This is a genomic window from Streptomyces populi (assembly GCF_002911015.1).
GTDB classification, from domain to species: domain Bacteria; phylum Actinomycetota; class Actinomycetes; order Streptomycetales; family Streptomycetaceae; genus Streptomyces; species Streptomyces populi.
In genome coordinates, this window is record NZ_KZ626870.1 from 70,445 (window position 1) to 90,003 (window position 19,559).

Annotated in this window: 20 protein-coding genes; 6 read left to right on the top strand and 14 right to left on the bottom strand. The window is 71.0% G+C overall.

Translation table 11 applies throughout. The features are described 5' to 3' along the window. Nucleotides 1-32 precede the first annotated feature (32 nt). Nucleotides 33-356 (top strand): DUF427 domain-containing protein, encoded by a 324-nt coding sequence (locus CW362_RS17980; protein ID WP_103550505.1) that lies wholly within the window; start codon nucleotides 33-35, stop codon nucleotides 354-356. A 64-nt stretch (nucleotides 357-420) separates the two neighbouring features. Next, a complete protein-coding gene (locus tag CW362_RS17985; RefSeq protein WP_103550506.1) occupies nucleotides 421-1,206 on the top strand; it encodes an alpha/beta fold hydrolase in 786 nt (261 codons plus the stop codon). A gap of 93 nt (nucleotides 1,207-1,299) precedes the next feature. Here the strand turns inward: CW362_RS17985 and mnmA are convergent, their stop codons facing one another. Continuing rightward, nucleotides 1,300-2,421 carry a tRNA 2-thiouridine(34) synthase MnmA gene (gene mnmA / locus CW362_RS17990; protein WP_103550507.1) on the bottom strand — a complete coding sequence of 374 codons (1,122 nt, stop codon included), beginning with the start codon at nucleotides 2,419-2,421 and terminating at the stop codon, nucleotides 1,300-1,302. Nucleotides 2,422-2,481: 60 nt separating this feature from the next. Between mnmA and CW362_RS17995 the strand changes: the two genes are divergently transcribed. Next, the gene (locus tag CW362_RS17995) at nucleotides 2,482-3,180 is read left to right on the top strand and encodes an N-acetylmuramoyl-L-alanine amidase (protein ID WP_103550508.1); all 699 of its coding nucleotides are present in this window, start codon (nucleotides 2,482-2,484) and stop codon (nucleotides 3,178-3,180) included. A 265-nt stretch (nucleotides 3,181-3,445) separates the two neighbouring features. Here CW362_RS17995 and CW362_RS18000 read toward each other — a convergent pair whose 3' ends face one another. From CW362_RS18000 to CW362_RS43790, 3 genes are all read right to left on the bottom strand, one after another. Further along, entirely contained in the window at nucleotides 3,446-4,615 is a 1,170-nt protein-coding gene (locus tag CW362_RS18000) for a cysteine desulfurase family protein (protein ID WP_103550509.1), read from the bottom strand. Between the two features lie 168 nt (nucleotides 4,616-4,783). Beyond that, nucleotides 4,784-4,996: a DUF4190 domain-containing protein gene (locus tag CW362_RS18005; protein WP_162684116.1), complete on the bottom strand. Its 213-nt coding sequence runs from the start codon at nucleotides 4,994-4,996 to the stop codon at nucleotides 4,784-4,786. A 238-nt stretch (nucleotides 4,997-5,234) separates the two neighbouring features. Continuing rightward, complete coding sequence (locus CW362_RS43790; protein WP_167455623.1) at nucleotides 5,235-5,402, bottom strand: hypothetical protein; 168 nt, start codon at nucleotides 5,400-5,402, stop codon at nucleotides 5,235-5,237. 184 nt (nucleotides 5,403-5,586) lie between these two features. Here CW362_RS43790 and CW362_RS18010 point away from each other — a divergent pair, with 184 nt between their 5' ends. After that, complete coding sequence (locus CW362_RS18010; protein WP_103550510.1) at nucleotides 5,587-6,213, top strand: TetR family transcriptional regulator; 627 nt, start codon at nucleotides 5,587-5,589, stop codon at nucleotides 6,211-6,213. 222 nt (nucleotides 6,214-6,435) lie between these two features. Here CW362_RS18010 and CW362_RS18015 read toward each other — a convergent pair whose 3' ends face one another. Together CW362_RS18015 and CW362_RS18020 are read right to left on the bottom strand one after the other, a co-directional pair. Then, nucleotides 6,436-6,828, bottom strand: a complete 393-nt coding sequence (locus CW362_RS18015) for a hypothetical protein (protein ID WP_103550511.1) — start codon at nucleotides 6,826-6,828, stop codon at nucleotides 6,436-6,438. Between the two features lie 135 nt (nucleotides 6,829-6,963). Beyond that, nucleotides 6,964-7,926: a helix-turn-helix transcriptional regulator gene (locus tag CW362_RS18020; protein ID WP_103550512.1), complete on the bottom strand. Its 963-nt coding sequence runs from the start codon at nucleotides 7,924-7,926 to the stop codon at nucleotides 6,964-6,966. Nucleotides 7,927-8,030: 104 nt separating this feature from the next. Here CW362_RS18020 and CW362_RS18025 point away from each other — a divergent pair, with 104 nt between their 5' ends. Then, the gene (locus tag CW362_RS18025; protein ID WP_103550513.1) at nucleotides 8,031-8,621 is read left to right on the top strand and encodes a TIGR03086 family metal-binding protein; all 591 of its coding nucleotides are present in this window, start codon (nucleotides 8,031-8,033) and stop codon (nucleotides 8,619-8,621) included. Between the two features lie 152 nt (nucleotides 8,622-8,773). Here the strand turns inward: CW362_RS18025 and CW362_RS18030 are convergent, their stop codons facing one another. Further along, on the bottom strand, nucleotides 8,774-9,634 hold the full coding sequence (locus CW362_RS18030) for a thioesterase family protein (RefSeq protein WP_103550514.1): 861 nt from the start codon (nucleotides 9,632-9,634) through the stop codon (nucleotides 8,774-8,776). A 163-nt stretch (nucleotides 9,635-9,797) separates the two neighbouring features. On the opposite strand from CW362_RS18030, the gene CW362_RS18035 reads away from it, so the two are divergent. After that, complete coding sequence (locus CW362_RS18035) at nucleotides 9,798-11,120, top strand: alpha/beta hydrolase (protein WP_103550515.1); 1,323 nt, start codon at nucleotides 9,798-9,800, stop codon at nucleotides 11,118-11,120. On the opposite strand, the gene CW362_RS18040 is transcribed toward CW362_RS18035, so the two are convergent. The 7 genes from CW362_RS18040 to CW362_RS18070 form a co-directional block, all read right to left on the bottom strand. Further along, nucleotides 11,020-11,685, bottom strand: coding sequence for a trimeric intracellular cation channel family protein (locus CW362_RS18040; RefSeq protein ID WP_103550526.1), 666 nt, complete (start codon nucleotides 11,683-11,685; stop codon nucleotides 11,020-11,022). The two genes, CW362_RS18035 and CW362_RS18040, sit on opposite strands and share 101 nt — an antisense overlap. 47 nt (nucleotides 11,686-11,732) lie before the next feature. Next, nucleotides 11,733-13,124 carry a M1 family metallopeptidase gene (locus CW362_RS18045; RefSeq protein ID WP_103550516.1) on the bottom strand — a complete coding sequence of 464 codons (1,392 nt, stop codon included), beginning with the start codon at nucleotides 13,122-13,124 and terminating at the stop codon, nucleotides 11,733-11,735. 106 nt (nucleotides 13,125-13,230) lie between these two features. Continuing rightward, the gene (locus CW362_RS18050; RefSeq protein ID WP_103550517.1) at nucleotides 13,231-14,520 is read right to left on the bottom strand and encodes an ABC transporter ATP-binding protein; all 1,290 of its coding nucleotides are present in this window, start codon (nucleotides 14,518-14,520) and stop codon (nucleotides 13,231-13,233) included. Further along, the gene (locus CW362_RS18055) at nucleotides 14,517-15,611 is read right to left on the bottom strand and encodes an ABC transporter ATP-binding protein (protein WP_103550518.1); all 1,095 of its coding nucleotides are present in this window, start codon (nucleotides 15,609-15,611) and stop codon (nucleotides 14,517-14,519) included. Before CW362_RS18055 ends, CW362_RS18050 begins: the two co-directional genes overlap by 4 nt. Continuing rightward, entirely contained in the window at nucleotides 15,608-16,615 is a 1,008-nt protein-coding gene (locus tag CW362_RS18060) for an ABC transporter permease (protein ID WP_103550519.1), read from the bottom strand. Before CW362_RS18060 ends, CW362_RS18055 begins: the two co-directional genes overlap by 4 nt. 72 nt (nucleotides 16,616-16,687) lie before the next feature. Then, complete coding sequence (locus tag CW362_RS18065) at nucleotides 16,688-18,439, bottom strand: ABC transporter substrate-binding protein (protein WP_446459444.1); 1,752 nt, start codon at nucleotides 18,437-18,439, stop codon at nucleotides 16,688-16,690. 55 nt (nucleotides 18,440-18,494) lie between these two features. Next, nucleotides 18,495-19,493, bottom strand: coding sequence for an ABC transporter permease (locus CW362_RS18070; protein ID WP_103550521.1), 999 nt, complete (start codon nucleotides 19,491-19,493; stop codon nucleotides 18,495-18,497). Between the last annotated feature and the right edge of the window lie 66 nt (nucleotides 19,494-19,559).

Genomic DNA, 19,559 nt, shown 5'->3' on the forward strand with positions numbered 1-19,559 from the left:
AACGAATCGGGGCCCGCGAGCGCTTTCCGTACATGGCTGAAGGACACACGATCACCATCGAGCAGGGCACGCGGCACGTCCGCGTCACGCACGACGGCCAGGTCCTGGCGGAGAGCGACCGCCCCCTGGTGCTGCGCGAGACGGGCTGTCCGGTGCGCTACTACCTCCCGCCCGAGGACGTCCGTCTGGACCTGCTGACGCCCTCCGACACCCACACGTACTGCCCGTTCAAGGGCACCGCGTCCTACTGGTCGCGTCCCGGAGCGGCCGATCTCGTGTGGGCCTATCCCGATCCGAAGCCCGACGTCGCCGAGATCAAGGACCACCTGTGCTTCTACGAGGCCGACGTGTCCTGAGATCCGGGCGGGCGCGGGCGTGGTGACGCGATGAGTTCCCGTGCGCCCGGCAGTCTCTACAGACATGGACAAGAAGACCATCTCGCGCGACGGGACCCCCATCGCGTACGAACGCCACGGTGACGGCCCGACGGTCGTCCTGGTCGGCGGCGCCATGTGCACGGGCGCCACGCTCGCGCCCCTCGCCGAGGCCCTCTCCGACCGCTTCGGCGCCGTCACCTACGACCGGCGGGGCCGCGGCGACAGCGGGGACACCGCTCCCTTCGCGGTGGCCCGGGAGGTCGAGGACATCGCGGCGCTGATCGACACCTTCGGGGGCGGCGCGGCCCTCTACGGCATCTCGTCGGGCGGCGCGCTGGCCCTGGAGGCGGCCATGAGCGGACTGCCCGTCCGTGAGGTCGCCGTCTACGAGACGCCGTTCGCCGTCGACGAGATCGCGGGCAAGCAACGGGCGGAGTACACCGGACGGCTGGCGGAACTGCTCGGCCAGGGCCGGCACAGCGACGCGGTGGAGCTGTTCCTGACCCACGTGGGCACGCCCCCGGAGATGATCGCCGGAGTGCGCATGTCCCACGCCTGGCCCGGTATGGAGGCCATCGCACCGACCCTGGCGTACGACGACGCCGCGATGGGCGAGAACCGGGTGCCCCGCGAACGGCTGGCCGCGCTCTCCGTGCCCCTGCTGTCGGTCGCCGGTGACGCGAGCCCCGCGTGGATGCGCGAGGCGGCGTGGAGCATCGCTCAGGCGGCGCCGAACGGCTCGTACCGCACGCTGGAGGGGCAGACCCACGTGGTGGATCCCCAGGTGCTCGCGCCGGTGCTGGCGGAGTTCTTCGGCACGGGCGGCTAGACGGGCCCCGGCCCGGGGGCGCTCACCGGGGTCCCTCACGGACCCGCCGGGCCGGCCACGGGAATCCCTCGCGCGCCGGCCGCGCCGGCCGGTCTAGGCGTCCGCCGTCGCGCGCGTGGTCGTCGCGATCGTCGCCGAGCCCACCACGCGGGTGCCGTCGTACAGGACGATGGCCTGGCCGGGGGCGACACCGCGGACCGGCTCGGTGAAGGTGACCCGCAGCTCGCCGTCGACCATGCCGGCGCTCACCTCGGTCTCGCCGCCGTGGGCGCGCAGCTGGGCGGTGTAGGTGCCGGGGCCCTCCGGGGCGGCGCCGCACCAGCGGGGCTTGATCGCGGTCAGCGCGGACACGTCCAGGGAGGCGGCCGGGCCGACCGTGACCGTGTTGTTCACCGGTGAGATGTCGAGGACGTAGCGGGGCTTGCCGTCGGCGGCCGGGGTGCCGATGCGCAGTCCCTTGCGCTGGCCGATCGTGAAGCCGTACGCGCCCTCGTGGGTGCCGACCTTGGCGCCGGTCTCGTCGACGATGTCGCCCTCGGCCTTGCCGAGCCGGCTCGCGAGGAAGCCCTGGGTGTCGCCGTCGGCGATGAAGCAGATGTCGTGCGAGTCCGGCTTCTTGGCGACGGCCAGGCCCCGGCGCTCGGCCTCGGCGCGGATCTCGTCCTTGGTGGTGACCGTGTCGCCGAGCGGGAACAGCGCGTGGGCGAGCTGGCGGTCGTCCAGGACGCCGAGGACGTACGACTGGTCCTTGGCCATGTCGGAGGCCCGGTGCAGCTCGCGCGTGCCGTCCTCCCGGACGATCACCTGGGCGTAGTGGCCGGTGCAGACCGCGTCGAAGCCGAGCGCGAGCGCCTTGTCCAGCAGGGCGGCGAACTTGATCTTCTCGTTGCAGCGCAGGCACGGGTTCGGGGTGCGGCCGGCCTCGTACTCGGCGACGAAGTCCTCGACGACGTCCTCGCGGAAGCGCTCGGCGAGGTCCCAGACGTAGAACGGGATGCCGATGACGTCGGCGGCCCGGCGGGCGTCGCGCGAGTCCTCGATGGTGCAGCAGCCGCGCGCGCCGGTCCGGAACGACTGCGGGTTCGCCGAGAGGGCGAGGTGCACACCCGTCACGTCGTGCCCGGCCTCGGCGGCACGGGCGGCGGCTACGGCGGAGTCCACTCCGCCCGACATGGCGGCGAGGACGCGGAGGGGGCGCTGCGAGGTGTCAGTCATAACCCCTCCAGGGTACGGGGCCGCGGGAACCGGGACCCGCGAGTATCCGTTGAAGATCGCATGGGGGCGAAAAAGGGGAAGCCCGGCGGGCCACTGAGCCGGGGAGCGGGAGCCGGGGACGGCGACAGGCCGGTCGGCCGCCGGGTGCTGATCGTCGGCGGTCTGGCGGCCGCCGTGGGCGCGGCCGGACTCGCCCGCGAGGAGCTGTCGCACCTGTGGTGGCGGCTGCCGGGTGTGGAGAAGCCGCGCGTCGCGGGGGCGGTGGACTTCCGGGGCGCGCAGTGGGTGGAGGCCTCGGCGGCGAACTGGCGGCGGGCCGACCGTCCCGACGACTACACGATCGACCGCGTGGTCGTCCATGTCACCCAGGGCAGCTTCGCGAGCGCGGTGAAGGTCTTCCAGGACCCGAAGCACGGAGCGGCCGCCCACTACGTGGTCCGCAGGGACGGTCATGTCACGCAGATGATCCGCGAGCTGGACGTGGCGTTCCACGCGGGCAACCGCTCGTACAACGAACGCAGCGTCGGCATCGAGCACGAGGGTTTCGTCGACCGCCCCTCGTCGTTCACGGACGCGATGTACGAGGCCTCGGCGCGGCTGACGGCCGGGATATGCGGGCGGTACGGCATACCCGTGGACCGCGAGCACATCGTCGGACACGTCGAGGTCCCGGGCACGGACCACACGGACCCCGGACGGTACTGGGACTGGGACCGGTACATACGGCTCGTACGGCGGGCACGGACGGCGGCGGCCTGACGAGGCCCCTCTGCCCCGGACGCCGCCGCCCGGCGTCCGGTCACGGCGACTCCCCGGCCCCGGCGCCTCCCCGTCCGGACTTCCGGCCCCGGCGCCTGCCCGTCCGCGCCCGCGGCCTCGGCGCATCCCGCTGCGGGTTCCGCCCCGGACCTCACGCCCGGAGCCTGACGGTCCCGCCCCCAGGCTCCGGACCTCACGCCCCGAACCTCCCGGCCCGGAGCCTTACGGACCGGAGCCTTACGGACCGGGCCTCACCGGCCGGAGGTCAGGTGAGACCCGCCCTGCGTGCCCTCTCCACCGCCGGGCCGATCGCCCGCGCCACCGCGTCGACGTCCGCCCGCGTGGAGGTGTGGCCGAGCGAGAAGCGCAGGGTGCCCCGGGCGAGGTCCGGGTCGGTGCCGGTGGCGAGGAGGACATGGCTCGGCTGGGCCACCCCCGCCGTGCAGGCCGAGCCGGTGGAGCACTCGATGCCCTGCGCGTCGAGCAGCAGGAGCAGCGAGTCGCCCTCGCAGCCCGGGAACGTGAAGTGCGCGTTGGCGGGCAGCCGGCCACCGGGGGCCGGGTCGCCGCCGAGGATCGCGTCGGGCACGGCCTTGACGACGGCGTCGGCCAGGTCGTCGCGCAGGGCGCCGATCTCGTGGGCGAACCGCTCCCGCCGCTCGGCGGCCAGCCGCCCGGCGACCGCGAAGGCGGCGACGGCGGGCACGTCGAGCGTGCCGGAGCGGACGTGGCGCTCCTGGCCGCCGCCGTGCAGCACGGGCACGGGGCTGTACTCGCGGCCCAGGAGCAGCGCGCCGATCCCGTAGGGACCGCCGATCTTGTGGCCGGACACCGTCATCGCGGCGAGACCGGAGGCCGCGAAGTCGACGGGGACCTGACCGAAGGCCTGCACCGCGTCGGCGTGCAACGGGATGCCGAACTCGGCCGCTACGTCCGCCAGTTCACGGACCGGCATGACGGTGCCGATCTCGTTGTTGGCCCACATGACCGTGACGAGGGCGACGTCGTCGGGGTTGCGGGCGATGGCCTCGCGCAGGGCGCCGGGGTGGACACGGCCGTACGCGTCGACGGGCAGGTAGTCGACCGTGGCGCCCTCGTGCTCGCCGAGCCAGTGGACCGCGTCGAGGACGGCGTGGTGCTCGACGGGGCTCGCGAGGACGCGGGTGCGGGCCGGATCGGCGTCCCTGCGGGACCAGTACAGGCCCTTCACCGCGAGGTTGTCGGCCTCGGTGCCACCGGAGGTGAACACCACCTCGCTGGGGCGGGCGCCGAGGGCCTCCGCCAGGGTCTCGCGGGCCTCCTCCACCGCTCGCCGTGCGGTGCGGCCGGCGGCGTGGAGGGAGGAGGCGTTGCCCGTGACGCTCAGCCGGGCGGTCAGAGCCTCTACTGCCTCGGGAAGCATGGGGGTGGTCGCGGCGTGGTCGAGGTAAGCCATGGTGGGCTCGATTCTACGGGCCCGCTCCCCCTCGGTCCGGCCCCCGGGGGCACGACCGCCCGCCCGGTTCGCGCGATGTGACGACGCGCCCGCGGCGCCGGGCCCGTGTGCGGTGGCCCGGCGCGGCTCGCCGCGGGCGTGGCCGGAGTCCCGGCCGTCACGGCCGTCTCAGAAGCTCCAGGACACCGTGTTGTCGAACTGCATGAAGGCGATCAGGACGGCCAGGTCGGCGATCCCGAGGCCGAGGCCGAGGAAGGCGCGGCCCCGGCGGGCCGTGCCGCGCCAGAGGGCGACGGAGGCGAGGACGATGGCGACGGGGCCCAGGAAGACGTTCAGCACGAGAAGGCCGAGCAGGCCGAGGACGAAGGAGGCCACGGCCATGCCGTCCGCGTCCTGGACGCGGGTCCGGCGCGTGGCGCGAGCGGTCTCGGTGGCGCGGGCGGTCTCGGTGGCGTCGATGGTGCGGACGGCTCCGGCCGTGCGGATCGTGCCGGAGGTACGGACGGTGCGGGTCGTGCCGGTGGTGCGCGCGGTGAGTTCCATGACGTGAGTCAGCTCCCAACGGTCAGTTGGTGAAGGGTGGGACCAACGGCCGGTCGCAAAGGTGCGGGACCAACGGTCAGTTGGCGGAGGGGTGGCGTCGGCGGGCGCCGCGCTCACGCAGCGCGAAGACGGTCAGCCAGATGCCGATGACGGCCGCGGCGACGAGGCTGACGGGCAGCGGCGCGTGCGCCACGGAGCCCATCACGACGCCGAGCAGCAGGAGTGCGGCGACGAGGAACAGCATGAGATGCCTCTCGAAGAAGTCTCGAAGTCCGGTCCCGGTCCGTCCGGGACCTCAACGGTGAGGCCCCGCCGTTTCCGGGACTTGACGACTCGGTGAACGGTTGTAGTAACACTTGTTCACTGACTCTTGAGTCTAGCGCGCTCACGGCTTTAAAATTCCGGAGAACAGTTGTTAACTGCATGGCATGAGTCACACTCTCGGCATCCGCCAGGCGCAGAAGCAGAAGACCCGGCAGGCGCTGCTGGACGCGGCGTTGGGGCTTCTGGAGGAACAGAGCCTGAGCAGCCTGGGGCTGCGCGAGGTCACCCGTGCCGTCGGAGTCGCTCCGACCGCCTTCTACCGGCATTTCCGCTCGACGGCGGATCTCGGCGTGGCGCTGGTCGAGGAGGCGCTCGGCAGTCTGCACCCGATGATCGAGGACACGGTCTCCACGGCCGGCGACAGCGACGAACGCATCGTCCGTGCCGTGGAGCTGATCGCCCGTCACGTCGGGACGCACCCGGCGCACGTCCGCTTCATCGCGCGCGAGCGGCACGGCGGTGTCCAGCCGGTCCGGGACGCGATCCGCGAGCAACTGGCCCGGTTCGCCGAGGAGGTCGGGCACGCACTGTCCGAGCACCCCGAGTACGCGGGGTGGAGCGAGGACGATCTGCTGATGCTGGCGGGCCTGTACGTCGATCACATGCTGATGGCGGCCTCGGCGTTCCTGGAGGCGCTGGACGGCTCCGAGGCGGAACGCGAACGGGTGGCCCGGATGGCGAGCCGACAGATGCGGCTGATCAGCATCGGCCGCCGCCACTGGCTCGGCTGACCGGCCGGCCCGTCCGGTCTGCCGACTCGGCAGACCGGCCGACAGCGTGCCGTGCGCGGGGCCCCTCCCGGGGCGTCGGCGCCCGTGTGTCGGCGCGGGTCGGCGGCGCGCCCGTTCCCCGGACGCGCCGCGCCGTCACCCCGTCCCGGCCCCCGCGCACGGCGCCCTGTCGGCGTACGCGGCGTCACCACCGCCGTACGGGGAAGCGGGGTTCATCGCGCGTCAGCCCTGCGCGGCCGACTGCCCCTGCCCCTGCCCCTGCCCCTGCCCCTGCCCCATCTGACCGCCGGGGCCGCCCCCGCAGCCGCCCTGGCCGCCGCCCGCGCCTCCGCCGGGAGCGCCGCTCGGCATGCCCGAGGGAGCCTTCCCCGTCGGCATGCCCGACGGGGCCTTCCCGGTCGGCATGCCGGAGGGCGCCTTCCCGGTGGGCATGCCCGACGGCGCACCGGTGGGGCGGCCGGAGGCACCGCCCGGCATCCCGGAGGGACGCGTGCAGTTCTGCCCCCCGGAGGTCTTGCCGTCCGAGGACGACGTGTCACCGGAGCCGCAGGCCGCCAGGAGGGGCGAGAGCGCGAGAAGGGCGACGAGGGGAACGAGTCGTGCACGACGGTTCATGGGGCAACTCCCGGTCGGATCAGGTGGGTCGGCCGACGACGGCCGGACGGGCGGGAGCCAGAGCACCAGATCCACGTAGGGCCACGCTGTGCCGGGGCTGTGCCTTGCTGTGCGGCGCCGGCCCAGCGCGGCGGCTCAACCGCCCTCGTACACCGCACCGACGGCCGCCGCCGTCGCGGCCATCTCCTCCCGCGCCTCGGCCGGCGCGAGGACCTCGAGCGCGTCCCCGAAGGCCAGCAGCGTGCGGGTCTCGCGCACCGACCCGAGGCACAGGCGCGCGGTCACCCACTCACCGGCGCCGTCGTCCTCGGGCAGCTGCGCGAGGGAGGCCGCGTGGAGGCGCAGGAACATGTCGAGGCGGGAGCGCCGTACCCGGACCGTGACGTCGACGCCCCCCGGCCGCTCCTCGACCTGGCGGCGCAACACCTCCCAGACGTCGGCGAGTTCGACACCCGGGCGGCGGCGCACCGGATCCGGCAGGAGGGTCGCCGAGCGGACCCGGTCGGCGCGGAACAGCCGCGGCCCGCCGCGCCGGTCGGCGACCAGGTACCAGACACCGGCCTTGGAGACGAGGCCGTAGGGGTCGACGGTGTACGTACGGGGTTCGGCGTCCCCGCCGTGGCGGTAGCGCAGCCGCAGCCTGCGGTCGGAGAAGACGGCGTCCTGCAACACGTCCAGGTCCACGGCCCGCCGGGGACCGCCCTTCCAGCGCGTGGCGTCGACGAGGACCCGTCGGCTGGTGACCTCGGCGGCGGGCCTGAAGGGGGCGGGCAGTGCCGCCATCACCTTGCGCAGCGCCGAGCCGAGCGCCGCGTCCAGGCCGAGGGCGGCGTGCGCGCCCTGCGCGGCCAGGACGAACAGCGAGCGCGACTCGTCCGCGGTCAGTCCCGTGACGTCCGTACGGAATCCGGCGAGCAGCTCGATACCGCCGTGGCGCCCGCGTTCGGCGTAGACGGGGACTCCGGAGGCGGACAGCGCCTCGATGTCCCGGTAGACGGTGCGCACCGACACCTCCAGCCGGTCGGCCAGTTCGCGCGCCGGGACGCGGCCCCGGGTCTGGAGCAGCAGCAGGATCGAGAGCAGGCGGTCGGACTTCACGCGCCCAGGATCGCGCCCACCGGAAGCCGTCCACAAATGTTGACGGGAACTGTCAGGTTATGCGCCGAGGGTGGGGGCACACCGAGACACGGAAGAGGTACGTCATGAACGCCATGGACCCCCGCCCCCTGTACGCCCGCGCCGCCGGGCAGATCGCCTCGCTGATCGCGACCGTGCGGCCGGAGCAGTTGGACGGCCCCACTCCGTGCACCGAGTTCGACGTGCGCCTGTTGCTGTCGCACATGGTCGGCGGCACCCGGCGGATCGCCGTGATCGGGGCGGGCGGCGACGGGCTCGCGGTGCGGCCGTTCGCCGACGGTGTGCCGGACGACGGCTGGAGCGCCGCGTACGAGGAGGTCAGGGAGCTGGTCCGCACGGGCTGGGCGGACGACGCCCGGCTGGACGCCGTGGTGCGGGTGCCCTGGGGCGAGGTCCCCGGCCGGATCGCGCTGGCCGGGTACGTCATGGAGGCGGTCACGCACACCTGGGACCTCTCGGAGGCACTGGGCCGGCCCCTCGAACTCGATCCGGAACTGGCCGGGTTCGCGCTCACGATCGCCGAGCGCGTGCTGCCCGACGAGGGGCGCGAGGACCCCGCGCTGCCCTTCGGCGCGGTGGCGCCGGTCCCCGAAGGTGCCGACGCCTACGGCCGGCTGGCGGCCTGGATGGGCCGCCGCCCCCTGGTGACCGCCTGAGGGCACGGGACGGCGCTTCCGGGGGCGAAGCCGAGGCCGCCGGCTCCCGGAGCCCCGGGAGCGGCACGGGCGGGCCCGTGCCGCTCTCACGGCCGGCTCCGGAGCGCGAGTCGCACGAGCCGGCCGGGAGGGCCGGGCGGAGCCGCGACCGGTCAGGTGAGGCGGGCGCGGGCGAGTTGGCGGGACTGGGCGACCAGACGGTCCGCGCTGTCCCAGACCTCCGCGTCCTCCTCCAGGAAGCCCCCGGCGAGGTTGCGGGTGGTGATCGACACGCGCAGCGGGCCGGGCGCCGGACGGCACCGCACGTGCACGGTCAGCTCGACGGTCGGCACCCAGCCGGAGAGACCGATCTCGAAGGCCGTCGGCGGCAGGGCGTCGACCGCGAGGAGCAGGGAGAGGGGGTCCGCGTCCCGGCCGTCGGCGAGTCCGAACCAGGACCGCATCTCGCCCTTGCCGGACGGCGCGCCGAGCGCCCAGCCGAGGGTCGCGGGGTCGAGCTTGAGGAACAGCCGGTCGGTGATCGCCGAGCTGCCGGGGATCGGCGCGGGCGCGTCCTGCGGACCGAAGCACTGGTCCATGGGCGGGATCGCGGGCGGCAGCGCGGTCGTGCGGACGTCGTCGGGCAGGGAGTCGAGATCGCCGTACGAGGCGAGCACGCGGATGCGCTCGACCTCACGGCCCTCGTCGTCGTACTGGAAGAGGGACGCCTGTCCGGTCGACAGCGTCCGGCCGGTGCGCACGACGTCCGTGCGGACGACCGCGGGGCCCGGCTGGGACGCGGTCAGGTAGTGCGCGGAGACCGTGAACGGGTCGGAGTGCGGGAGGGCGTCGGCGAGCGCCCGGCCGAGGACGGCCAGCAGATAGCCGCCGTTGACGGCGTTGATGATCGTCCACCCGGCGGAGAGGTCGACGTCGTAGACGCCGGCCCCGCGCGGGGTGACGGCGGTGTCCCGGTCGAACTCGCTGTCGCCGATCGTGGCCCGTACGGCCTGTACCGAAGCTGCTTCTGCCATACGTGAACCGTACAACAGGAAATTACTAAGCGGTAGCTTTCACCGTTTCGGACGCACGGACACCCCGTCGCCTTCCGGCCATCCAGGTGAGGATTCGGCAATTTCTTGTTAAGTGTCCTCAATCATCCGTGACCAACCGGCCCCTGTTCTCCTCTGATGGGATATGAGCCTCACCGGGACAACGTTCCTCCTGACCTCCTTCGTACTGTGCGCCGTCGCCCTTCTGCTGCCCCTGCTCCTGTGGTCCCGGGTGTCCGGGCCGGCGCCGGTGCGCGCCGCGGCCCGGCTTCTGATGCTGCTGTTCGCCCAGGGAACGGCGATCAGCCTCGTGTTCGTCCTCGTGAACAACGCCAACAACCTGTACGACGACTGGGCCGACCTCCTCGGCACCGGCAACCACGTCCAGCGGGCCGCCGACCTCGGCGCGGACGGCACCGGAGGCATCTCGCTGAAGGACCTGCCCCGGGTGCGGCAGACCTTCCGGCCGGCCGACGGACCCCACATGGGGCGGGCCGGCGGTGTGCGCATCACCCAGTTGAGAGGGCGGGTGTCGGGGGTGAACGCCGAGGTCTACGTCTGGCTGCCGCCCCAGTACGACGAGCCCGCCTACCGGCACCGGAAGTTCCCCGTGGTGGAACTGTTCTCGGGGTATCCCGGCTCCGCCAAGGCGTGGTTCGGATCCGCCCACGTGCACGAGCAGCTGCGGCCGATGATGCTCGCCGGGCGCGTCGCGCCGTTCATCCTGGTCGCGCCGCGCACCAATCTGCTGGCCCGCGCGGACACCGGCTGCGCGAACATCCCGGGAACGGTGAACGCGGACAGCTGGCTCAGCATCGACGTGCCGCGGATGGTCACGGACAACTTCCGGGCCGAGTCCGCCCCGGACGGCTGGGCCACGGCCGGCTACTCGGCCGGGGCGCACTGCGCCACCAAACTGGCCGTCGCCCATCCCGACCGCTACCGGGCCGCGGTGAGCATGTCCGGCTACAACGACCCCAAGGGCGAACGCAGTTCGCTCGCCGGGCGCAACCCCGAACTGCGCCGCCGGAACAACCCCTGCCTGTTGCTGCAAGCCGACCGCGTCCCCCCTCGGATCTCCCTCTACTTCTCCGGCGAGTCCGGCGACGGCTACCAGGCGGGTGCCGCGGTCCAGGCGGTCGCGAAGCCGCCGACGAGGGTGGAGGTGGTGCTGCTGCCGCGCAGCGCGGGCGGCCACGACATGGGACTGTGGCGGCCCCAGGTGCCGGAGGTGTTCCGCTGGCTGACCGAGCAGCTCGACTCCGGGACGTCGGGCGCGGCGGACGGGACGGGCGCCGCCGGGTCCGGCCGCGCTCCCGCGACCGGCGACCCGGCCGGCGCCGACCGGGCGGCCGACGCCGACCGGGTCAGGAGCTCTCTTCCTCACGCACCGTCGAGCGACGGTGCCACGCGCGCGGAGCTCGCCAGTGGTACCGCATCGCGAACAGGCGCAGCACGAAGGCGGTGACGACGGCGAGGCCGCTGGTGAGGGGGGTGAGCGCGTCGTAGCGGATGCAGAGCACCACCATCGTGGCGCCGACCATCGCCGGGACCGCGTAGAGGTCACGGTCCCAGCGCAGCAGGGAGGGGACCTCGTTGGCGAGGACGTCCCGCAGCACGCCGCCGCCCACGGCCGTCGCGAGGCCGAGGGCGGCGGAGGCGGTCAGGCCGAGCCCGTAGTCGTACGCCTTCACGGTGCCGGTGACGCAGAACAGTCCGAGCCCGGCCGCGTCGAAGACGTTCACGCCGACCTGGATGCGTTCCACCTCCGGGTGCAGGAAGAACACGAGGAGGGCGGCGACGAGCGGTGTGGTGAAGTACCCCAGGTCGGTGAAGGCCGCCGGGGGTACGGCACCGATGATGATGTCGCGCAGCAGCCCTCCGCCCAGCGCGGTGATCTCCGCGAGGACGGCTATCCCGAAGACGTCGAAGTTCTTGCGGACGGCCAGCAGGGAGCCGGAGATCGCGAAGACGAAGATGCCGATCAGGTCGAGCGTGTGCTGGACGGAGGGGTTGAACAGATGCTGGAACACCCACACATTCTCACCCGTCGCGGGGTGTGCGCCTTACGAAGGAAGGTCTAGAGGGCGGGCTTGCCTGTGGTGAACAGCCAGGTCTGGAAGAGATCGTCGAGCTGCTGCCCGGAGATCTTCTCGGCGAGGGCGATGAACTGGGCGGTGTTCGCGTTCCCGTACCGGTGCAGCTTCGTCCAGGCGGGCAGCAGCCTGAAGAAGGCGGCGTCACCGATGCGCTCGCGCAGCGTCTGGAGCGTCATCGCGCCCCGCTGGTAGACCGCCGAGGCGAACATGGTGTCCCGCTGCGGGTCGCCGACCTTCGTCTGCCAGAAGGCGGAGTCCGCGGGCCGCTGGTTGTACCCGGCGAGGAAGGAGTCGTGCGCCGAGCGGACGCCCTTGTGCTCGGCCCACAGCCACTGGGCGTAGGTCGCGAAGCCCTCGTTCAGCCAGATGTCCTTCCAGCGCTCCACCGAGACGGAGTCGCCGAACCACTGGTGGGCCAGCTCGTGCACGATGGTCGACTCCGAACGCACCGCCGAGTAGGCGGGCTTCGACTGGACCTCCAGCGAGAAGCCCGCCTGGGGCATGTCGTCGACGATGGCGCCGGTCTCCTCGAACGGGTACGGGCCGAAGACCTGCGACCAGTAGTCGGTGGCCTCGGCGGTGACGGCGTACACGTCGACGCTGTTGCCGTTCGCGAGCACCGGGTCGACGGCCACGTAGATCGGTGTCCCGGCCGGGGTCCTCCCGGTCCTCACGTCGAACTTCCCGATGGTCGCCGTGGCGAGATAGGTGGCCATGGGCCGGCTCTCGCGCCAGTGCGTGACCGTGTTCGCGCCCTTGTCGCGGGTGGATATCAGGCGTCCGTTGGAGACCGCCGTCAGGCCTTTGGGCGCCGTGATGCGGATGTCGTAGGTCGCCTTGTCGGACGGGTGGTCGCTGGAGGGGAACCAGGTGGAGGCGGCGTTGGGCTCGCAGGCGACGAACACGCCGTCCGCGGTCTTCATCCATCCGTAGTCGGAGCCGAACACGATCGGTCCGTTCAGGGCCTCGGGGACTCCGCCGTAGGTGACGGCCACCGTGAAGTCCTTGCCCCTGGCCAGGGGTCCCCGCGGGGTGATGTGGATCTCGTCGCCCTCCCGCGTGAAGCGGGCCGTTCTGCCGTTCACCGCGATCCTCGTGACGTCCAGCTTCTGGAGGTCCAGGTCGAAGGCGGAGAGGTTGCGGGTGGCGCGGGCGGTGAGGGTCGTGACGCCGTCGAGGCGGTCGGTGCCGGGGTCGTACGCCACGTCCAGGGCGTAGTGGCGGGCGTCGAAGCCGCCGTTGCCGAGCTGGGGGAAGTACGTGTCACCGATGCCGTCCGCACCGGGGGTGGGGGCGGAGGAGGCGGCGACGAGAAGGAGGGAGGCCGTCGCGGTCGCGAGGGCCCCTAAACGTGCCGAACGGGAGAGTGCCATCAGCGTCCCTTTCGTACGTGTACCGATCACTTCTGATCAGGCGGACACGCAGGACTCTGCACTCTCCCGTTCGAACACGCTCATGACTTTGCCAAGTCGTCACGGCCTACTGGTCGGTTGACTCCTGACGATCGGCTTCCGCGGCCGCGGAGTCCGACGCGGAGCCGGCCTTCTCGGCGGCGGGCTCCTCCGTGACGGCAGCCTCCTCGGCGGCGGCGGGCTCGGCCGGAGCCTTGTCCGAACCGGTGGCGACGGGCTCGGCCGGAGCCTTGTCCGTCACCTCGTCGGGCACCAGCTCGGCCGCTTCCCGGGCGGCCGAGAGCAGGACGACGTCCTGCGGAGCCTGGTCCGGGGCGCCCTCCGGGTGGTGGCAGGCCACGCGCTGACCGGGCCTCAGCTCGAGGAGCAGCGGCTCGGTCGTCTTGCAGACCTGCGTGGCCTTCCAGCACCGGGTGTGGAACCGGCAGCCGCTCGGCGGCTTGATCGGGGAGGGAACGTCACCCTTGAGCAGGATGCGGTCGCTCTTCGCGCCCCGGCGGTTCGGGTCCGGCACCGGCACGGCCGACATGAGCGCCTTGGTGTACGGGTGCATCGGCGTCTCGTACAGCTTGGTGCTGTCGGCGAGCTCGACCATCTTGCCGAGGTACATCACCGCGACCCGGTCCGACACGTGCCGGACGACCGAGAGGTCGTGCGCGATGATCACGTACGTCAGGCCCAGCTCCTGCTGGAGGTCGTCCATGAGGTTGACGACCTGGGCCTGGATCGACACGTCCAGCGCGGAGACCGGCTCGTCGGCCACCACGAGCTTCGGCTTCAGCGCGAGCGCGCGGGCGATGCCGATGCGCTGGCGCTGACCGCCGGAGAACTCGTGCGGGTAGCGGTTGTAGTGCTCGGGGCTGAGGCCGACGAGCTCCAGCAGCCGCTGGACCTCCTTCTTGACCCCGCCCTCGGGCTCGACGCCCTGGAGCCGGAAGGGCGCCGAGACGATCGAACCGATGGTGTGGCGGGGGTTGAGGGAACCGTACGGATCCTGGAAGATCATCTGGATGTCACGGCGCAGCGGGCGCATCTTCGCGGTGCTGAGCCGCGTGATGTCCCTGCCCTCGAAGTGGATCGAGCCGCCGGTCGGGTCCTGGAGCCGGGTGATGACCCGGCCCATGGTCGACTTGCCGCAGCCCGACTCGCCGACGACGCCCAGGGTCTCGCCCTTGCGCACCTCGAAGTCGATGCCGTCGACCGCCTTCACCGCCGCGACCTGGCGCTGAAGGATGCCCTTCTTGATCGGGAAGTGCTTGGTCAGGCCCTCGACCCGGAGCAGCACCTCGCGGTCCTCGGGAGCCGACGCCTGCCGCGGGACCGAGGCCCCTGCGTCCGTCTTCTTCGTCTCACTCACAGCTTCGGCGCAATCTCTTCGGTCCAGATCCGCGTACGGTCCTCGGTCGAGAGGTGGCAGGCGGACCAGTGCCCGCCGTCGGCCAGCTCGAGCTCGGGACGCACCGTACGGGTGACGTTCCCCTTGGGGAGGTCCGCGTACGGGCAGCGCGGGTTGAAGGCGCAGCCCGAGGGGACGTTGATGAGGCTCGGCGGAGAGCCCTTGACCGGGATGAGCCGTTCCGAGGTCTCGCGGTCGATGCGGGGCATCGAGCCGAGCAGACCCCAGGTGTAGGGGTGCTGCGGCTTCTCGAAGACCTCGGCCAGCGGACCGCGCTCCACGCACCGGCCGCCGTACATCACGAGGACGTCGTCGGCGATCTCGGCGACCACACCCAGGTCGTGGGTGATCATGATGACCGCGGAGCCGAACTCCTTCTGCAGGTCCCGGATCAGGTCGAGGATCTGCGCCTGGACGGTCACGTCGAGGGCGGTGGTCGGCTCGTCCGCGATGAGCAGCTCGGGGTTGTTCACCAGCGCCATGGCGATCATGGCGCGCTGGCGCATACCGCCGGAGAACTCGTGCGGGTAGCTGTCCACGCGCTTGCCCGGCTCGGGGATGCCGACCCGGTCCAGCATCTCGATCGCCCGCGCGCGGGCGACCTTCTTGCTGACCTTGTGGTGCACCCGGTAGGCCTCCACGATCTGGTTGCCGATCGTGTAGTAGGGGTGCATCGCGGACAGCGGGTCCTGGAAGATCATCGCCATCTCGCGGCCGCGGAGCTTGCGCACCTCGTCCGGAGCGGCGGAGACCAGTTCCTTGCCGCCCAGCCAGATCTCACCGGACATCTGCACGTTCTTGCCGCGGGTGCCCAGCCGGTGCAGGCCCATGATGGCCTGCGAGGTGACCGACTTGCCGGAGCCGGACTCACCGACGACGGCGAGGGTGCGGCCCTTCTCCAGCGAGAAGGTCAGCCCGTCGACGGACTTGACCAGACCGTCGTCGGTCGGGAAGTGCACCTTGAGGTCACGGACCCGGAGGAAGGCCTCGGACGCCGTGCCGGCGGAGGTGGGCTCGCCCACTGCGGCACTGGTGTTGGAGAGTTCGGTCACGAGAGCCTCACCCGCGGGTCGGCAGCGGCGTAGAGCACGTCCACCAGAAGATTTGCGATGACTACGAAGAACGCGGCGAGCAGGGTCACGCCGAGGATCTTGGGCAGGTCGTTGTCGGTGATGCCCTGTACCGCGTACTGGCCGATGCCGGGCAGCGAGAAGACGCTCTCGGTGATGACGGCGCCGCCGAGCAGCAGACCGATGTCCATGCCGAAGACGGTGATGATCGGCGTGAGGGCGGCCCGCAGACCGTGCCGCACGACGACCGTGCGCTCACCCAGACCCTTGGCACGGGCCGTGCGGATGAAGTCCTCGTTCATCGTCTCCAGCATCCCCGAGCGGGTGAGCCGCGCGTAGATGGCGGAGTAGAGCAGTGCCAGCGAGCACCACGCCGGGATGAGGGTGTTGGCCCACTGCGAGGGGTTCTCGGTGAACGGGACGTAGTCGCGCCCGAAGATCGGCCAGTTGAAGACGAAGAGCAGGATCGCCAGGTTGCCCGTGAAGAACATGGGCAGCGAGACACCTGCGAGCGCGATGCCCATGAAGGTGCGGTCGAAGAGCGAGCGCGGCTTCAGCGCCGAGATGACACCGATCGCGACACCGGAGACCAGCCACAGCACGGCGGCGCCCGCAGCGAGCGAGAAGGTGATCGGAAGGCGGGAGGTGAGCTCCGGCCACACTGCCTGGTGCGTCTTGAAGGAGTAACCGAAGCAGGGTGCGTCGCAGTGCACCGTGGTGGGGCCGAGGTCGTAGTTGGCGCCGACCACGATCCCCTTGATGAAGTGCCAGTACTGGACGTAGACAGCCTGGTCCAGACCGAGGTTGTGCTTGACAGCGGCGATGTCCGCCTTTGAGGGACTCTTGCCGATGTACTGCTGCGCCATCTGGTCCGCTGTCTGGCCGGCAAGCCGTGGCAGCAGGAAGAAGATGGCGAAGGTGACCGCGGAGACGACCAGCAGCAGGATCACTGCCGCGAACGTCCGGCGGAGGATGTACGAGATCACGGGGATCGGCGCTGGTGCCCGCGGGCCTCTCGGCCCACGGGCACCAATGCCTTCACCTGCCTTCCGGGGCTGCTACTTCGACGCGACGCCGATGTTGAGGTAGTCGTACTGACCGCTGAAGGCCGCCGTGGAAACCAGGTTGGTGTAGTTCGTCGGGCGGGCCAGCAGGACCTTGAAGTAGGTCAGCGGGACGAGGACGGCGTCGTCCATGGTCTTCTTGTCGATCTGCGTGTAGATGCTGTTGCGCTCGGCCATGTCCTGCGTGCCGATCGCCTTCGCCAGCAGAGCGTTGACGTCCTTGTTGTCGTACTGCGACAGGTTGGTGTTACCGGACTCGCCGATGGCGCTGCCGTTCAGGATCTGCTGCAGGAAGCCGTAGCCGGAGGGCCAGTCGGCACCCCACTGCATCATCTCCAGGCCGATGTTCTGCTTCTTGGTGAACTTCGGCACACCCGCGTAGTCGGTGAAGTACTTACCGGACGGGTACTGCTTGAGGTTGGCCGTGATGCCGACGCTCTTCAGCGAGTTGATGATCGCCGTGGCGGCGTCGATCTCCTGCGGACGGTCCGAACGGGCCGAGATGTTGGTGGTGATCTTGTCCTTGCCGCAGGCCTTCAGCTGCTCCTTGGCCTTGGCGGCGTCACCCTTGTTGCCGGCGGACGCGTAGGCGTCGGCCTTCTCGTAGCCCGGGATGTCCGGCGGGAGGACCGTGGTGGCGATGTCACCGCGGATCGGGCCGCCCTCGGCGGTCTGCACCGAGACCTTGTCGATCGCGTACTGCACGGCCTTGCGGCACTCGACCTTGTCGAACGGCGCCACGGTGGTGTTGATCGCCATGTAGACGAGACGGCCACCGTAGGTGTTGTCCGTGTTGGCCTTCTTCGAGGCGTCGGTGAGCGCCTGCGCCTGGGTCGCGGCCTGGACACCCGTGCCACCGAGGTCGATCGCGTTGCCCGCGAGGACGTCCTTGTCGATCGTCTCGGCGTTGACCTTCAGCTTGACGACGATCCGGTCCGGCAGCTGCTTGCGCAGCGGGTCCGTCTTCGCGTCCCACTTGTCGTTGCGGACGAGGACGGCCTGCTTGCCCTCCTCGTAGCTCTCGAACTTGTACGAGCCCGAGGACACGATCTTCTTGACGTAGTCGACGCCGGTGTCCTTCGCCTGCGGCACCGGGGCCGTCTGCGGCGTGGCGACCAGGTAGTCGAACTCCTGGAAGGCCTGCTTCAGGTGGAAGACGATGGTGGTGTCGTCCGGCGTCTCGATGGAGGACAGGCCCTTGCCGCTCTTGTCCTTGTAGGGGCCCTTGTACTTGTCGCCGCCGACCATGAACTGCTGGAAGTAGTTCGGGCCGAGGGAGAGCACGTCACGCGCGAAGTTGGAGCGCTCGACGGCGTACTTGACGTCCTTCGAGGTGATCGGCGTGCCGTCCTCGTAGGTCATGCCGGGACGCAGCTTGTACGTCCAGACCTTGCCGCCCTCGCTCGGGACACCCTTGCCGGCCGCGAGGTCCGGGACGAGGGTGTTGCCCTTCTCGCCGGCGCCGGGCTGGAAGGTCATCAGCGGGCGGGCCCACAGACGGCTCAGGTTGTACATGTACGCGTAGTACGTGTTGCCCGGGTCGAACGAGTCCGGGACGTCGGACAGCTCGTAGGTGAGCGTCCCGCCCTTCTTGTCCGAAGCGTTCACCACGCCCTTGGTCGCGGCGTCGGCGCCGGCCGACTTCGTGCCGTTGTCGTTCTTGTTGTCATCGGCCTTGCTGCAACCCGTGAGGAACAGGCTGGCGGAGCCGATGGCCGCGATCGCGGCCAGCGCTGACCTTCGCATGATGGGAGCTTTCCCCTCCATTGTTGGAAACTTTTCGGTCTCTCGGTGGCAGTCGTCAGCGACTGCGCGGGTCGAGAGCGTCACGGAGACCGTCACCGAGCAGGTTGAACGCCAGGACGGTGAGGAAGATGGCGAGGCCCGGGACGATCATGAACTGGGGATCGACCTGGTAGTAGGTGACCGCCTCGCGGAGCATGCCGCCCCAGGACGCCTGCGGCGGCTGGATGCCGACGCCGAGGAAGCTCAGGGACGCCTCGAAGAGGATGTTGGTCGGGATGAGCAGCGTCGAGTAGACGATGATCGGGCCGACCAGGTTGGGCATGAGCTCCCGGAACAGGATGTACGGGGCCTTGGCTCCCATGCCGCGGGAGGCGTCCACGAACTCGCGCTCCCGCAGGGCCATGGCCTGACCTCGGACGATCCGGCCGAGGTAGGGCCAGTTGAAGAAGCCGATCACGAAGATGAGCACGGCGAGGTGCAGCGGCAGTCCGTTGAGACCGAACGCGCCGCCCTGCAGGGTGGCGGAGATGGAGATGGCGAACAGCAGCAGCGGGAAGGCGAGGAACGTGTCCATCAGCCGGCTGATGATCGAGTCGACCCGCCCGCCGTAGTAACCCGCGATGACGCCGAGGATCGCGCCGATGACGTTCGACAGGATGGTGGCACCGAAGGCGACCACCAGCGACACCCAGGAGCCCTCCAGGACACGGGTGGCGATGTCACGTCCGAACTTCGGGTCCACACCGAGCGGGTGGGCACCGCTCATGCCACCCATGTCGCCCTTGGGCAGCGAGGTGTTCGGGTCGATCAGGTCCTGGTTGAAGGCGTTCGGGTCCAGCCCCAGCATCGACTGGAGGGGCCGGGCGAGGATCGCCATCAGGATGAGCAGTACGACGATGACACCGCCGGCGACCGCCACCTTGTCACGCTTGAAGCGCGTCCAGGCGATCTGTCCCAGGGAACGGCCCTCGATCTGCCCCTTGTCGACTCCGGCGAGCACAGCCTCTGGCTGCGCGTCCGTTGCCGCCGCGGTGGTCTCGATCGGTGCGGTCACAGTGACCCGACCCCTCTCGCCGGTGGTGACCGGCCTACGACTGCCGCTGTCTGCGGCTTGGTTCAC

What these genes read in the sequence shown, in the direction of transcription:
- mnmA (WP_103550507.1), bottom strand. Translation starts at nt 2,421, where the DNA reads ATGACTGACACCTCGCAGCGCCCCCTCCGCGTCCTCGCCGCCATGTCG.
- CW362_RS18035 (WP_103550515.1), top strand. Translation starts at nt 9,798, where the DNA reads ATGAGCCTCACCGGGACAACGTTCCTCCTGACCTCCTTCGTACTGTGC.
- CW362_RS17980 (WP_103550505.1), top strand. Translation starts at nt 33, where the DNA reads ATGGCTGAAGGACACACGATCACCATCGAGCAGGGCACGCGGCACGTC.
- CW362_RS18005 (WP_162684116.1), bottom strand. Translation starts at nt 4,996, where the DNA reads ATGGCCGTGGCCTCCTTCGTCCTCGGCCTGCTCGGCCTTCTCGTGCTG.
- CW362_RS17995 (WP_103550508.1), top strand. Translation starts at nt 2,482, where the DNA reads ATGGGGGCGAAAAAGGGGAAGCCCGGCGGGCCACTGAGCCGGGGAGCG.
- CW362_RS18015 (WP_103550511.1), bottom strand. Translation starts at nt 6,828, where the DNA reads ATGAACCGTCGTGCACGACTCGTTCCCCTCGTCGCCCTTCTCGCGCTC.
- CW362_RS18025 (WP_103550513.1), top strand. Translation starts at nt 8,031, where the DNA reads ATGAACGCCATGGACCCCCGCCCCCTGTACGCCCGCGCCGCCGGGCAG.
- CW362_RS18045 (WP_103550516.1), bottom strand. Translation starts at nt 13,124, where the DNA reads ATGGCACTCTCCCGTTCGGCACGTTTAGGGGCCCTCGCGACCGCGACG.
- CW362_RS18000 (WP_103550509.1), bottom strand. Translation starts at nt 4,615, where the DNA reads ATGGCTTACCTCGACCACGCCGCGACCACCCCCATGCTTCCCGAGGCA.
- CW362_RS18065 (WP_446459444.1), bottom strand. Translation starts at nt 18,439, where the DNA reads ATGCGAAGGTCAGCGCTGGCCGCGATCGCGGCCATCGGCTCCGCCAGC.
- CW362_RS43790 (WP_167455623.1), bottom strand. Translation starts at nt 5,402, where the DNA reads ATGCTGTTCCTCGTCGCCGCACTCCTGCTGCTCGGCGTCGTGATGGGC.
- CW362_RS18010 (WP_103550510.1), top strand. Translation starts at nt 5,587, where the DNA reads ATGAGTCACACTCTCGGCATCCGCCAGGCGCAGAAGCAGAAGACCCGG.
- CW362_RS18030 (WP_103550514.1), bottom strand. Translation starts at nt 9,634, where the DNA reads ATGGCAGAAGCAGCTTCGGTACAGGCCGTACGGGCCACGATCGGCGAC.
- CW362_RS17985 (WP_103550506.1), top strand. Translation starts at nt 421, where the DNA reads ATGGACAAGAAGACCATCTCGCGCGACGGGACCCCCATCGCGTACGAA.